This is a genomic window from Paraburkholderia fynbosensis, assembly GCF_902859935.1.
Classification (GTDB): Bacteria; Pseudomonadota; Gammaproteobacteria; order Burkholderiales; family Burkholderiaceae; genus Paraburkholderia; species Paraburkholderia fynbosensis.
This window is the reverse complement of record NZ_CADIKI010000010.1, coordinates 186601-201734: the sequence shown is the minus strand read 5'-3', so window position 1 is coordinate 201734 and position 15134 is coordinate 186601. Positions and strand designations below refer to the sequence as shown.

8 protein-coding genes are annotated in these 15134 nt (G+C 55.3%); all 8 read left to right on the top strand.

Annotated features, from left to right (window positions below; genetic code table 11):
- Positions 1 to 43: 43 nt before the first annotated feature.
- The 8 genes from HV770_RS18520 to HV770_RS18485 all read left to right on the top strand — a co-directional run bounded on the left by HV770_RS18520 (position 44) and on the right by HV770_RS18485 (position 13914).
- On the top strand, positions 44 to 2299 hold the full coding sequence (locus HV770_RS18520) for a polysaccharide biosynthesis tyrosine autokinase (protein ID WP_175161831.1): 2256 nt from the start codon (positions 44 to 46) through the stop codon (positions 2297 to 2299).
- A gap of 95 nt (positions 2300 to 2394) precedes the next feature.
- Entirely contained in the window at positions 2395 to 3255 is an 861-nt protein-coding gene (locus HV770_RS18515) for a hypothetical protein (RefSeq protein ID WP_175161829.1), read from the top strand.
- Entirely contained in the window at positions 3255 to 4538 is a 1284-nt protein-coding gene (locus HV770_RS18510; RefSeq protein ID WP_175161827.1) for an O-antigen polymerase, read from the top strand. Before HV770_RS18515 ends, HV770_RS18510 begins: the two co-directional genes overlap by 1 nt.
- 53 nt (positions 4539 to 4591) lie before the next feature.
- Positions 4592 to 5749 (top strand): lipopolysaccharide biosynthesis protein, encoded by a 1158-nt coding sequence (locus tag HV770_RS18505; protein WP_175161825.1) that lies wholly within the window; start codon positions 4592 to 4594, stop codon positions 5747 to 5749.
- Between the two features lie 38 nt (positions 5750 to 5787).
- On the top strand, positions 5788 to 6936 hold the full coding sequence (locus tag HV770_RS18500) for a glycosyltransferase family 2 protein (protein ID WP_175161823.1): 1149 nt from the start codon (positions 5788 to 5790) through the stop codon (positions 6934 to 6936).
- Between the two features lie 2129 nt (positions 6937 to 9065).
- On the top strand, positions 9066 to 10490 hold the full coding sequence (locus HV770_RS18495) for a TolC family outer membrane protein (RefSeq protein WP_175161822.1): 1425 nt from the start codon (positions 9066 to 9068) through the stop codon (positions 10488 to 10490).
- The gene (locus HV770_RS18490) at positions 10487 to 12595 is read left to right on the top strand and encodes a type I secretion system permease/ATPase (protein ID WP_175161820.1); all 2109 of its coding nucleotides are present in this window, start codon (positions 10487 to 10489) and stop codon (positions 12593 to 12595) included. The genes HV770_RS18495 and HV770_RS18490 overlap by 4 nt, the downstream gene beginning before the upstream one ends.
- Positions 12592 to 13914: a beta-barrel domain-containing protein gene (locus tag HV770_RS18485; protein WP_175161817.1), complete on the top strand. Its 1323-nt coding sequence runs from the start codon at positions 12592 to 12594 to the stop codon at positions 13912 to 13914. Before HV770_RS18490 ends, HV770_RS18485 begins: the two co-directional genes overlap by 4 nt.
- The last annotated feature ends 1220 nt before the right edge of the window (positions 13915 to 15134 follow it).

The following is a 15134-nucleotide window of genomic DNA, read 5'->3' as shown; positions in this document are numbered from 1 at the left end:
GATGCGGCACTCCTGGAAAATCAGATCAGGTATCGAATTCAAGATGAAAAATTTAGAACCCCAACATCAAATGGAAGTCCAGCCGGGGGAAGACTATTCCTATCCGATCCTGGACGTCATACTTTCGAGCAAACGGACGATTGCAGCAATCTTTGCCGTATTCCTGCTGCTGGGCACTGCCTATGCGTTCCTCGCGCGACCTCTGTACCAGGCAGACGTTGTCGTCCAGATCGAGGATAGCCCACAAGGCACGATTTCGAAAGGAGTGCTCGGCGACGTCTCATCGCTCTTCGACGTGCAGTCGACGGGCGCCGACGAAACTTTGATCCTGCAATCGCGACTTGTGGTGACGAGTGCCGTCGATAACCTGAAACTCTATATCGACGCCAGCCCACGCTATTTTCCGATTGTCGGATTCTGGATCTCGAAGTTCCATACCGATCGCGGTCATGGTTTGTCCGAGCCCGGTCTGTTTGGCTTCGGTGGATACGCATGGGGCGATGAAAGCATCGATGTGGAAAGATTCGACGTACCGCAGGTCTACGAAAGCGATCGCTTCAGGCTAACTGTGCTAGCAGGAAACCGATATCGGATCGCCGGTTCCGATCTGACCGATCCAGTCGAGGGTGAGATTGGTGTCGAAAAGCGCTTTCCGACCGCCGCGGGCGCGATGACGGTCAAAGTGTCAAGGGTTCATGCCAATCCCGGTACCACTTTCTCTATCTATCGATATTCGCGGCTCGATACGATCCAGCGGTTGCAAACCAACCTGATCGTGCAGCAGTCGGACAAGCAATCGAATGTAATTGCCGCGTCGATTGAGGGAAAGGACCCGCGACGGATCACGCGAATCATGAACGAGATCGGGGACCAGTACGTCGCGCAGAATGTGCAGCGCAAAGCCGCACAGGCAGCGCAATCGCTCACTTTTCTGAACACGCAGTTGCCGGACCTTAAGCAACAGTTGCAACTGGCCGAGGAGCGTTACACAAGGTTCCGTAACGAGCACGGCACCATCGATCTGACGGCCGAAGCGCAAATTTCTCTGCAGGAGCTATCGCAGAACCAGGCGCAGATCGTGGCATTGCAGGCGAAGCGCGGTGATCTGCTCCAGCATTTGACGGCGCTGCATCCGACTGTGCTGGGCGTCGATCAACAGATCCAGGTGTTGCGGCAGAGGGACGCCCAGATTTCGGGGCAGATAAAGGGGTTGCCGTCGTTGCAGCAGGAAGTTGTACGTTTGACGCTGGATGTCAGCGTGAATACGCAACTCTATACATCCCTGTTGAATAGCGCCCAGGAATTGCAGCTGGTCGAAGCAGGCGCCACCGGTAACGTGCGGGTGGTTGACCGAGCGTTGCTTCCGGAAGTGCCGACGAAACCGCGCAAGCTCCTCGCCATCGCAATTGCCGGTTTTTTCGGGATTTTTTTCGCGGCTTGCTTTGTCATTCTCAGAGACATGCTGTTTGGCGGCGTGACCGATGCATCGGAGTTGGAGAGACATACAGGTCTCACCGTGATGGCCTCCATCGCAATGGCAAAGGATGCGTCGCGTTTGGAGCAAGAGGCCGCATTGTCAGGCCTTCCGAAGGTACTCGCGAGGACGTCGCCCAATGATGTGGCGGTCGAGGCGATGCGCAGTCTTCGTACTGCCATGCAGTTCGCTTTGCTGGACGCCAGGAACAATATCGTGCTTTTTGCCGGGCCGTCACCTGGCGTGGGTAAGTCATTCGTGGCGAGCAATATGGCAACGCTGGTCGGCATGGCAAACAAGCGGACTTTACTCGTCGACGGCGACATTCGAAAAGGGCGTTTGCATGAAATTTTCGGGGTGCTCCGCGAAGGTGGCCTCGCTGACGTAATCGCCGGCAAGCGCACGCTGGCTGATGCCATTCATCGAAACGTCGGCAAGAATCTCGATTTGCTCACGACTGGCACGCTTCCGCCTAACCCTGCCGAATTGCTGACGAGCGGCGCGCTGTCGGACGTGCTTGGCCAGCTTGCGAAAACTTATGACGTGGTGATTCTCGATACGGCGCCATTGCTGGCGGCAACAGATGCCGAGCTATTTGCCCCCGAGGCCGGTGCGGTCGTGCTGGTATCGATGGCAGGGCTGACGAAGGTGGGAGAGGTGCTCGAATCCGTCAAACGTCTCCGCCGCGTGGGGGTTCATCTGCCGGGGATCGTGATAAACGGCGTGAATCCGAACCGGGGCAAGTTCGGCTACGGGTCGAAGTACGGCGCCTATCGATATTCGGCCTACCGTTATGAACCCGGTTCGGGCGACTTGCCGAAATAGCCGGCTCCAACCCACACGCTACAAAGGCATCGCACCCGGAGTCCTCTCGGGCTGCCAAAGCATCTGAAGTGGCTTTAAAGTACGAGGCTTAGGTGATGAACAAGTTTTTGCTTCTGTGCGTCAATTACCAGAACGATGTCGAGGTACTGGCATTCGTGCGCACTGTGCTCTCGATGGACGGGACGGATCGCATTCGCGTCGTTGTTGCGGACAACACGGTACGGGTACAGGAGGCGCGTGATGGCTTCGAGGCATCACTGTCGGTGCTCGGCGCGAAAGTGGCTTCTGTGTCAACAAACACGAACCTCGGCTATTTTGGTGGATTGAATGCCGCGATGAGAAGGGGGCGGGAGCAGTTTGGCGACATCAAGTTCGAAGGTGTGGTGTTGGCGAACACAGACATCGAGTTTCCAAGAAAAGACTTCTTTGATCAGCTTGATATCGAAGTAAATCGCGTTGTCGCCGACAACGCCGGGCGCGCTATTGGACTCATCGTTCCTTCCATTCAGTCGTCCAGAACCGGAAAGAACCAGAACCCGTTGTATTGGCATAAGCCTAAACGCAAGAAGTTCGAATATTTGAGTGCGATCTATTCGATGTATCCGTTGGGCGTATTGCACCGGCTTCTTGCCAAGGTGAAAGGCACGGTTTTCAGGCGTGCGATTCGTGGCGGAAGCCGCGCTATGTCCAGCATTGTCTATGCGGGACATGGATCATTCATGGTGCTTCTCGACGAGTTCTTCACGCGCGGCGGTCATCTCGAGTATCCGGAATTTCTTTTCTGTGAGGAGATCTTTGTGGCGGAACAATGCGTTAATTTGCAGTTGACTGCGGTCTTCGTTCCCGATCTGAAGGTCATACATCGCGAGCACGCAACTACCGGGCTGATTCCTAGCCGCAAGATCATCAAGTATCTGCAGCGCTCCCATCAATTTTGCAAGAACAATTACTTTTAATGGCGCTCATAGCCGTTCTCGTACAGTGCGCAGTCTGGTATCTGGCGCGAAAAATCCTGCGCAGCGCATACCACCCGGTGGTGGTTCTTTGCCAGCTCTGGCTTGTCATCGTACTTTCGACAACGGTATTCGCACCGGATTTCTATTTCTCGCCTATGGCCTTCCTGATCATCCTCATCATGCAGATGAGCGCGATGCTAGGAGGCGCCTCATATTATATGTTCGCGGACTCGGCGAGCGCGCGCAACGCACGGACGGTCAACTGCGACTATGGGTATTTCCGCCTGATCGTCTACGGGTCGCTGGTCTTTGGCGCCATAGCGATCTATACGACTCTAAGAGCAGAAGGTTTCGGAATCAGTTCGATTCTTTCAGTGAGAGGTATTTTGCAGGTTGCTCGAACGATGTCGATTGCTCGTTACGAAGCGCAATTCAAGATTCCGCTGGCGGCTCGTATAGGACAGATGTTTGTCTTTTTTGCGTCAGCGGTGGCCGGATTCAACTTCGCCCTAAACAAGGAAAGATACAAAAAGTTTGAATACTTTTTGCCCATTGTGCCATCACTTCTGATTGCCGTCATCATGACGACGCGAGCGGCCGTGTTGTTCAATCTGACCTTCTGGGCTTGCGCCAACATGAGTTGTTCGTTGCTCTTAAGCGGACGCGTCGATCTGAAATTGATCACTCGTCGCGCCGCGCTGACGCTGTCAGGCGGAATACTTTTCATCGCGGTCATGTTCATTGTTCTCCAATTTGTGCGCGGTGGAATCACCGATCCCGGCCGTCTGGAGGAGGTGCTGATGCATCTAAGGGAGTGGCCCTTTGGGAGCATTGCCGGCTTTAGTATCTGGGTAGACCGACATTCATTCGCCGCGTCGGCTACCGGCGGCTATTACACATTCGCCGGCATATTTGACCAGTTTCGAATTAACGCCCGGAAATCCGGTCTTTATACCGACTATGTGAATATTGGAAGCGAATCGTGGTCGAATATCTATACGGTATATAGAGGATTGGTATCGGATTTCACAGTGATCGGAGCTGTTGCCTTCATGGCGATCATCGGGCTGCTCGGATCGTTCGCGCTTAAGAAATGTCTCCAGGGAAAAGCGCATTTTGCAGGTTTGCTGATAGCTATCTATGGCTTCTGCTTATGGAGTCCGATCGTCAGCTTCTTCGGGTACACCGCTCATCTGGGCGCATTCGTGCTGTTTGGACTTTATCTCAGGTTCGCCCGGAGGCGGACCCGATCGGTGCACGGCGGCACTCGGGTGGTAGCTTGAAAATAGGAGGCCTGCCGCTCTACGTGTTCGCTCGCGCCTGTCCAGCATTGGCGATGCTAGCCATCGCCGTGGTGGTCGAGAAGCGCTTTGGCGTCAGCGCTTACGGCGAGTTCTCGGTGTCGTTTTCCATCGCGCTGGCCGTCTCCGCTTTTGCCTTTGGGTGGTTAAATCAGGCGGTTTCGCGATTTAGCAACGGCAAAGACGACCTGCTGGCCTCGGCGCCGCGCATTTTCTGGTCAGGGTGGCTTAGATGTGCGCTCGCCGTCATGCTGATAGCCGCTGCCATATCGGTGATTCGCGCAGATCATGGTCTGGCACTTCTGTGCGGTGCTGTGGCGTGCTGCCAAGGTTTCCATTCGATGGTCATCTCGATGCATCAGGCGAGGTTCGACAGTAGAAGTTACTTCGGCCTGGAGGCGTTTCGCGGGGTGTGCATTTGCGTTGGAACCCTCGGGTGTGGAGCTGCGCTGCAGAATGGCGTCATAGGGCTCGTGCTCGGTCTGCTACTTGGCATGCTGGTCAACACGAGCGTGGTTCGATATTCGGCCTCGGCATTTCGTAATGGCACGCGCGAACGCGGGGAGAGGTCGGGACATCTGCAACAGATTTTCCGGTATGGATGGCCCGTTTCGATCTGGTTATCGCTTTCTCTGGCGACGCCCTTCATCGATCGGATGGTACTCACACATATCGCCGACGGCGTAACGATGGGGCGCTATGCCTACGAATTCGACATAGTATTCCGGGCATTCACCTTCCTTTTGCTGCCGGTGACGATTAGCATGCAGCCGCTGGTATTCCAGGCATATGCACAAGGCGATCTGAAAAAAGTGACCGGTCTAATGAAAAGATCGTTGATCATACAGTTATGCGCCGGCTTGGTTTTTTCGCTGATCTTCCACGTGGCTATCTTCCAGATCTTACCGATGCTGGGAGTGGCGCTGAACATCGACTCATCCAGCTACTGGGTCATATGCTTCGCAGCGCTCACATGGCAGATGGCCCTGATTTGCCACAAGTTACTGGAATGTGAAAAGCAAATTTTATTAATGGTGAAGATCTTCTTTGTTTGTTATTTTTTTGTGACGCTCTTGTCGTCAATGTACCTCTTCAGGGTGTTCGGTATCGGGGGATTTGCGTTGGCGTCGGTTTTAGGCGGGCTCGTCTACTGCGTGACATCTTTGAAATTTGGAAATAGAAGAACCCCGTGAATAATAAAGTTTAACGATATTTTGGACTTTAAATGATAATGTTAGCATTCCTCATATGTGGAGCGGTATTTCTTTATCCATATCTTGTTTTTCCCGTCCTGATTGTGGTCTCCTCGCGGTTCGTGGGCTCGGCTGACCATCCCGTTCGGCAAGATGACACTGTGCTGCCCAAGGTGAGCCTGCTCATCTCGGCCTACAACGAGGAGCGCGTCATACGGCAAAAGATTATCAATTCCCTGTCGCTCGACTACCCCCAGTCTATGCTCGAGATTATCGTCGCGTCGGATGGCTCGACGGATTCAACCGTGGAAATTGTCAATAGTTTTGCGTCACGTGGCGTGCGACTGTCTCACTCAACGTTGCGTCGCGGCAAGAACCCGTGTCTGAATGAGGCAATCAACGATGTTACTGGCGACATTGTCGTGTTCACCGACGCAAATGCAATGTTCGATATCCATGCTGTGGCGGCACTCGTGAAGGGTTTCGACTCGGCGGATGTTGGATGTGTGATAGGCAAGGAATGTCGAGTATCGAAGGAGCATTCGGGCACTGCGAAGTCAGACGGTGCATACTGGGCATTCGAGAATCTGATCAAGCGTGCGCAGAATCGGCTCGGTGTGGTGCTGGTCGGAAACGGTCCAATATTTGCAATACGTAGGTCTCTATTCAAACCGTTGGAGAGCGATGTTGCAAACGACTTCCAGACGCCGATGCAGATCGGTAACGACGGCTGGAAAGTTATTTTCGAGGAGAAAGCGCTTTCCTACGAAAGCTCGGCGACCGACGCGCTTGACGAATATAGACGAAAGGTGCGCATTGTTTCGCGCGGCCTCGCCGGGTTCGAGAAATTCGGTCGCGATATGTCAGGCTGGCGCCTGTGGGTCTTTATTTCGCACAAATTCATCCGCTGGTTTGCGCTCTACCTTCAAATTACTCTTTTTTTGTTGAATGTAGTGCTATTGACCACCCACGGCTGGCTTGTTGCCGCGACATTTGGCGCCCAGCTTGCGCTCTACGCCCTCGCCATTCTGGGCTGGCTTAACCCGTGGAACGTGAGGCGAAACAAATGTGTGGCGTTGGCATTCTATTTCTGTCTGGTCAACACGGCAGCCGCCGTCGCGATTCTCAAACATGCGAGAGGTGTGCGCGTGGCAACGTGGGAAAAGGCCGCAAGCGTCCGTCCCTGATGAAGAGGAGTTACTGAGATGGCGAATGTGCACGACGACATCGTAATTCGATGCGCGCCGGGCTGTTGTTTGCAATATTGCTAAGCCTCTCGCCCTTGAAAAAATTTTTGCTACGATAAACGCGCGTTTTATGCCACTGCGGATAGACGGTGTATAGGCCGGCACGAGAGTAGCGTTTCCGGCGATGCAGAGTGGCTCAAAAATCTACGCAGGCTATTACGATGTAGATCGCTACCTGTCGGTGGCGCAGATTGACCTAACCGATGGCTCGATAAAGAAGCAGCGACTCAATAGCCGATTCGCTGGGTGGGACACGCGCAATTAAATGGTGGTGCGCGAACGCCGACGAATGAACAGGCGCGCGCAAGTGGCAGAGCTGGGGGCCAGGTCCGGTTGCTAGCGGGACAAACCGTCGAGGTGGCATTAGCGAATCGTGGATACACGGCGAAGACGCTGCGCAGGCCGGACGCGATAACGACGTGGAAGTGCAGGAAATCAAGCTGGAGTGACGCACAGAAGGACTTGCTCTGTTGCGACCGACGGAATGTGGTCGAGCGAAGTTTTTGCTTCTTGAACCGGTTCGGTCGCCTCGCGCGGACCATGAGCGGCTACCCGAAAGCCCGTGCGGAGCCCCTTACTGTGATCTTCTTGATGCGAACGCTCGTTCACGCGGTGTTCCCGACACACTCCAACCGGGTTATGGAAAGTCGGACCATGTCGGGCAATGTCGCGCTGAGCGAGCGATCGGAGATCTGTATTGCTGGATGATTTAATCCTCCATTCTTTCTGGTCATGTGATCCGCCAGACAGGGCCTCCGCCGTGCAGCTGATCTCATGATTTCGAATTCCTTCGATGTCAATTCCGGGTACAGTGAGGTACCTTGAGCCACTGGCTGTTTTGGTGACAAGTTCTTCGGTAAATATTTCGAATGAAAAGATATCGTGCCGCGCTGACCCTTGTTGAATGAGTGAGTCAGTCGCTGACTACGTGGTGAGATTGGTGGCCGAGGGTATTGTCCTGTTTGACCCACGGAGGTCGAAGTGGCTTATGGAAGTTTTTTAGATGAAAGTCTGTGCAACATCGATTAAATCGACGCGCAGAGGCCAGATAGTCGCTGTTTGCCATTGGTTGGACAACTCGATATTGTTTCTGCTGTCGCTATTCTTTACGACATTTTGCGCTGTATTGTTTTGCATATGGTATTTCAGAGAACTCGATTGGTGGCTGGTTGCGATGGATATCGTCTTCGTTCTCTGCATGAGCCTGGTCGCCTTATTTTTCGGCTTCGCGGCACGCGGACTAGGGAGGGGAGAAACGAACGAACGTCGTTGATGCACATTTGGACTGCGGTAGTCGGTGCGAAAGCGACGAATGCCAGGAGTTGCTCAGCCAGCATCGCGTGGTTCGCGGCGCGAGCCGCAAGGAAAATAGTTGGGACAATCCGGTGATAGTGTGGTTCTTCCTGAGCCCGTAACCCGCAAACCTCGTGGCCGATAAAGCTTGCGACACCGGCTATATGATTGTGCGTTGGCGTATAGCGAGTCGGCGCATGCGACGTGCGCTAAACAAACCTCTGTATCGCACACGACATCTCATCGAAGGTTCTTTCTGCATCAGGCAATCCGGCGCGTAGCCACGCGCCACTGCCGGCGCGCATGGCGCTTGTCGTTTTTCGCTCTGGCCGCTGCGGCAGGACGGACAGCTTGAATCGGCAGACCACAGGCAAGGTTCATAACGTACTTCGGACCGAGAAATCGAACGTGTTCTATAGAGCGCGCTCCGGAATAGAGTCACAATGCGATTGGCGGACGTGAGCTTCACATAAACATTTCGTGATTTATATTGAGTGGGCGGGGCGTCAGGGCACCACACGCGGCGGCATGAATACATGTCCCTCCGCAGCATCAAAGACCATTAGCCGAGCCCAGTGGCGGCAACACAACTTTTGCCCCGATTCCCAGGCGTCTACGGGATATCTTCTCCTGCTGATAGCTCGATCAAAGAGGTTTTCGAGAATCCGACCGCATTGTCACACCTCAGTTTTACTACAACAGCGTAGTCCGTTGCTAATTAGTCTTTGCGCCACGTGTTTGACGATTTCCTGGCGACGCATCGGTAAGGAGTTTTTGTGTATTTGAATTTGTCGGGTGCAGCATGCCTGTGTTTCGTTCTTTGCTCCGGGCCTGTTATGGCGGAGGCTCCGGGTCAGCCTCGTGCTCCCTCCGGCAAGTTTGACTGGGGTGCCAATCGGCTGGACCCCGCAACACTCGAGAAGCAGATCGCTGGCGATCAGGCGGAAGTTAATCTGGATGCCGATATATTAGATCGAGAATTGGATTTAAATCACGCTGTCGCCATCGCGGTTAACCGTCATCCATCAATTGCCGACACGATTGCGACACTGGCTGAATCAACCAGCGCCATCGACGTTGCGCGCGCAGGATACTTTCCCCAGATCACAGCAGGGCTTGGCGGTGGCAATTCCACCTTGACGGGTACGGGCAATAGCACGAGCGTTTCGGTTTCCCAGATGCTGTTCGACTTTGGCAAGGTATCTGGCGCTGTTGACCAGGCGAAGGCCGGCGTAAGCCGCCAACAGGCCACCGTTCTCAAGCAGATCGATACGATCGCGCAGCAAACCGCCGGGGCAGTGGTCAACGCACACCGTTATCAGGTGCTGGAGCAGATTGCGAAGGAACAGGTTGCGGCTGTTGAGAAGGTGCTTCTTATGTCGCAGCGTCGGGCTGACGCAGGAGTCAGTACGCGCTCTGATCCTATCCAGGCTGAATCGCGAGTCCAGAGTGCGCGGGCGGACCTGCTGCAGGTAAGCGCGCAAAAAGCGCAGGCCTTTGAACATTTGCGTACATTGCTCGGTGGTCGGTTCGCCGGCACGATCGCATCGCTTCCGGAAGATAAGGCCGCGCTGGTGGCGCTGAATCCAGACCCAAATACCGACGGCATACCGGATGTGCTAGCCGCCAAAGCAGACATGAGGTCGGCTATTGCACAGCTTGACGTTGCCAAGGCGCAGCGCTGGCCCACACTTACGCTTGATATCTCGCAAAATAAAAGTCTTAGTGGCGTGAATCCGTCGACCTATGTGCCCGATGGCTCCTATAGGTCGATCATGCTTGACGTGTCCTGGAAGGTCTTTCAGGGTGGTGCACTGAGCGCACAGATAAAGGCAGCGGATAATGCGCTCGCTTCTGCACGTTCGCGGGTTCAGGTCGCGCGCCTCAACGGTAGCGACGACGCGCGCAGCTTCAGAGAACTCGCGATTGGTGCTAAAGGCCGATTCGGCGTTCTGGAGAGGCGCAAGCGAAGCATTACGGAAGCACGGAATCTTTATCGCGAACAATACAAGCTTGGCACGCGTTCGATATTGGATCTTCTCAACGCGGAGCAGGAGTTTTTCCAGGCAGTTTCTGACGAGGAATCAGTCAAGCATGATTTCTGGATCAACTTGGTTGGCTACGTCGCCGCTACAGGAGCCGGTCGTGAGTTCTATGGCCTTAACAAAACCGTTGTGCAAGGGATGGATGTGCTTCCATGAGTCTGCCCATTCAATATACACGTTGGCTGGATGCAATGCTTGCCGTTGCACGCCACTACGGACTCTCAGCCTCTGCCGAGAGCGTGCGCGTTTCGTTAGCCTGGGAACAGGGCGCGCCGATCGATCAGGTACTTGAGCGTATGTCCCGACAGGCAGGACTTGAACTGCGTCTACGCCCGTTCTCTGTTGATCAACTTGACCCATGGCGCTTGCCTCTCGTTATTGAATGCCATGACGGCTCCGTGGGGGTGGTGCACACATCCGACGGGCACGGGAAATTTGGTGTGCTGATCAGTGGTGATATCGGGCTTGAAACAGCGATGTCGATCGATGACGTTCGCTCGCGCGCAAAGCGCATCGCGATCCTTCGGCCCCAGAATTCGGTTGCGGATGCGCGGGTGGACGACTATATCCGACCGTACCGGGCGAACTGGTTCTGGGAGATCGCTCTGCGCGACTGGCGCCGCTACGGTGACGTCATCCTGGCGTCGCTCTTTGCCAACCTGCTTGCGCTGGCCGGCATGACCTTCTCGATGCAGATCTATGATCGTGTGGTGCCGTCGCAGTCGGAACCCACGCTATGGGTACTGTTTGGCGGAGTGATGATTGCGATTGCATTTGAATTTGGCCTCCGCGTAGCACGGACCCATATGTCCGATGTCGTCGGAAAGCGCGCCGATCTGAAGATATCTGACGTCGTGTTTGGGCACGCGCTAAGGATACGGAACGATGCTCGCTCGAAGTCCACAGGAAGCTTCATTGCCCAGGTCCGTGAACTCGATCAGGTGCGCGAGTTGCTGACGTCGACGACGGTCGGAGCTCTCGCCGATCTGCCATTCTTTGTGCTATTTCTGGTTGTGTTGTGGGCAGTCGGCGGCCCGCTCGTTTTCGTGGCCCTCGCAGCCGTGCCCCTTCTCGTCGTCCCTGGGCTGTTGATCCAACGTCCGCTGGCTCGTCTGTCGAATGAGGGCATGCGCGAGTCGGCGTTACGGAACGCGATGCTCGTGGAGGCTGTGCAAGGTATTGAAGACATCAAGTTGCTTCGTGCGGAACCACGTTTCCAGAATCAGTGGAATAACGTCAACAGCGTGGCCGCGGGCGTTGGCATGCGTCAGCGTTTTCTGACCAGCCTGCTGATGACGTGGACGCAGGAAGTGCAGAGCATTACTTACGCGTTGGTGCTTCTGTGCGGAAGCTTTCTGGTGATGAAAGGCGAAATGACAACGGGCGCTCTCGTGGCCACGTCGATTCTCGCTTCACGGATGATTTCGCCGCTGGCCCAACTCTCTTCTATCTTTGCGCGGTGGCAGCAGGCTAAGGTAGCCCGCAAAGGCCTGGACGAGCTGATGGCACGTCCGGTCGATCAGCCGGATCGATCGAAACTGGTTCAGCGGTCTTCGCTGCGCGGCGAATACTTGATCGAGGGTGCGCGCTTCCAGTATGGCAAGGACGATAAGGCGCCGGCGCTGTCGATCGGACGGCTGCATATCGGCAAAGGGGAGAAGATTGCGCTGCTCGGTCGTATGGGCGCGGGCAAGTCGACGCTGTTGCAAATGCTTGCTGGACTGCAAGCGCCCCAGCAGGGACGCATTACGTTGGACGGCACGGAGCTGGGACTGATTGATCCAGCTGACGTGCGACGAGACATGGGCCTATTGACCCAGAACGCGCGACTGTTCCATGGAACGGTCCGAGACAACATTGTGCTTGGCATGCCGCTTGCCACAGACGAGGCAGTGCTGAAGGTGCTCCGCATGACCGGTGCGATGGCATTCGTCGAGTCGCGTCCCAATGGTCTGGATGAGATGATCCTTGAAGGGGGATTGGGGCTCTCCGGCGGCCAGCGCCAGTCGCTGCTGCTGGCGCGGACCTTGTTGCGGGAGCCGTCGATCGTGCTGCTCGATGAGCCAACGGCGAGCTTCGACGAAATGAGCGAGCGCCACGTCATCGAAGAATTGGGAGCGTGGCTGGGTCCACGCACGTTCGTCGTGGCGACTCACCGCATGTCGGTTCTCAGGATGGTTGATCGGGTCATCGTTGTGGATGCCGGGCAGATCGTCATGGACGGCAGCAAGGAAAAAGTACTAGGAGCACTGTCCAGATGAGCGAAGTTGAAAATCGGCCTGACGGGACTAAAAAGAAATCGGAAGGAAACCGACCGTCGGCTGACGCGGCTAACCGGACACAGTTGACAGCGCATGGTGAAGTACCGGGTGGTCCGCGCCGCGTGGCGCCGAAGTTGCCGGGCTCGGTGCCTGCGGCGCATCCGATTGCTGCGCGGTCGGATTCGCCGTTGCCAAAGTCGTCGCTGGTGACATGGTTGATCGCGGGGCTGATCGTCACGTTTCTGGCGTGGGCGGCGTTTTTTAACCTGGATGAGGTCTCCAGTGGGACAGGCAAAATCGTTCCGACGTCCAAGGAGCAGGTCATTCAGTCGCTGGAGGGGGGAATCCTGGTGAAGCTGCCGGTCAGGGAAGGCGATATCGTGAACGCCGGCCAGGTAGTGGCTCAACTGGACCGCACACGAACCGAATCGACCGTCGACGAAAGCGAATCGAAGCTGCGTGCGTCAGAGGCAATGGCAGCCCGGCTTGCGGCCGAAGTGAATGGTACGCCGCTGACATTTCCCGAGCATGTCCAGGAAGATGCCAATCTGGTTCGAAGCGAGACCGAGCTCTATCGTTCGCGGCGTAATGGACTTTCCAGCAGCCTCAACGATCTATCACAGACTCTCGTACTAGTGCGCCGCGAACTTTCTCTGACCGAGCCACTGGTGGCGCAGGGCGCCGCGAGTGCGGTGGAAGTCTTGCGGCTTAAGCGGCAGATCAATGAGCTGGAAGGCAAGCAGAATGACTTGCGCAATGACTACTTGGTCAAGGCTCGGGAGGAACTTGCAAAGGCGAATGCTGAAGTTGAAACGCAACGCTCAGTTACACGAGGGCGCGCGGATGCGCTTACCCGTTTGACCTTTACGTCGCCGGTTCGAGGTATCGTGAAAGATATTGCGATCACCACCTTGGGCGGCGTTATTCCGCCGAACGGGAAGCTGATGGAAATCGTGCCGATGGATGACAAGTTGCTGGTTGAGGCACGTATTTCACCACGCGACGTTGCCTTCCTGCATCCTGGGCAGGACGCATCGGTGAAGATTACCGCGTATGACTATTCGATCTTCGGCGGCTTGAAGGGGAAGGTGACTGTAATTTCGCCGGATACAATTCAGGACGATGTCAAACGGGATGTTTACTATTATCGCGTCTACATTCGTACGGACGCCGACCATCTCGTGAACAAGGCCGGGAAGATGTTTTCAATCGTGCCGGGTATGGTAGCAACGGTGGACATCCAGACCGGACGCAAGAGCGTACTCGCCTATCTGATGAAGCCTCTGAACAGGGGGAAAGAAGCGTTGCGCGAGCGGTAATATCATCAGGACCGCCCGTCTCTGCCGGGCGGTTGTCTTTTTACGGCGGCTGCGTCTACTTAAGCGGTCCGAGCTCGAAGAACTGAATCGCGCCGGGAATCGTGGAGGCCGGTTGATTTAAGCTGCGCGTTGCCGGAGTTCCGGGGAAAGCTTGGTTGCGTTCTTGTTCATGGCGCCATTCTCTCAAGAGTAGGAGCCTCCACAAAACTCGCGCGGTTCGTTCCTGCCGCTACACAACCGATGATTGACAGCGGGCCCCCGCGTTCGACAAATGCATTTTTCTCCACGGGTGATTTCGCCTTACGGTCCATCGTGTCGAGACCGCATGTTCGGTAGGAGCGTGTCAGTGTCGACGAAAACTTGACATTTCGTGACAAAAATTAATTCGACGTACGCCACAATAGTACGGGTCATTTAATGCGTGAAAGATCTCGGTAAGAAAGAAGTTTGAAGGTACTTTCTCACCGTATGTGTCAGCGTGACTTCGGCTCGCTGGCCATCTTCACTGGTGGATAAGAAATACTCAACGGCCTTTAACGCACGCAGGCCTCTCGCGGCTACATATCGACCATGGCATTGACGCAGCGCTATCTCTTGAATCCGCTCATGCTTTAACCTGTTGGTGCCCGCAGGTCAGACCGACGTTGTCATTCATCTGGCGGGATGCTGAAAGCCCCGGGTCGGGACAATCGATCAGTATGCACAAGGTTCCCGCATGCGACTTTCTGCTGAATTGCCAATTTGCCCGCTAACTTTTGCAGGCAAAGCGCGTGTGGGCAGGTGGCGCGCTGTGCGGTCCTGCTATCGTGGTGACTCGCCGCGTCGCTCCTTGCGGTGCCATGCTTCGCATTTGCGCCATGTTCGCCGGCGGGTTGGCAACCATAGTCGGCTTGAAATGCTCGCAGACTTGTCGAATGTCAGGATAGACCCTCTACCGCATCCTTCGGATTGTCTCGTCCCCGCAGAAATGATTCTCCATACATGTGCAGATGAAGCGCCTGATCCGACAGCTGGCATGTCACGATACAAGGTCTGCGATTGCACAGTCGCCGGAACGTTCGTCGTTGCGCGCGACTTGCGGTGTCTCCTTGCAGGCGGTACTGGCTTATGAAGTCGCTCTCGTCGCAGACACCATTCCGCTCCGCGGAGTTGCCGAATGGGGGCCATGATGAAGAACATCAATCCGACGAAATCTATTGCACTTTCAATCGGTATGTCAT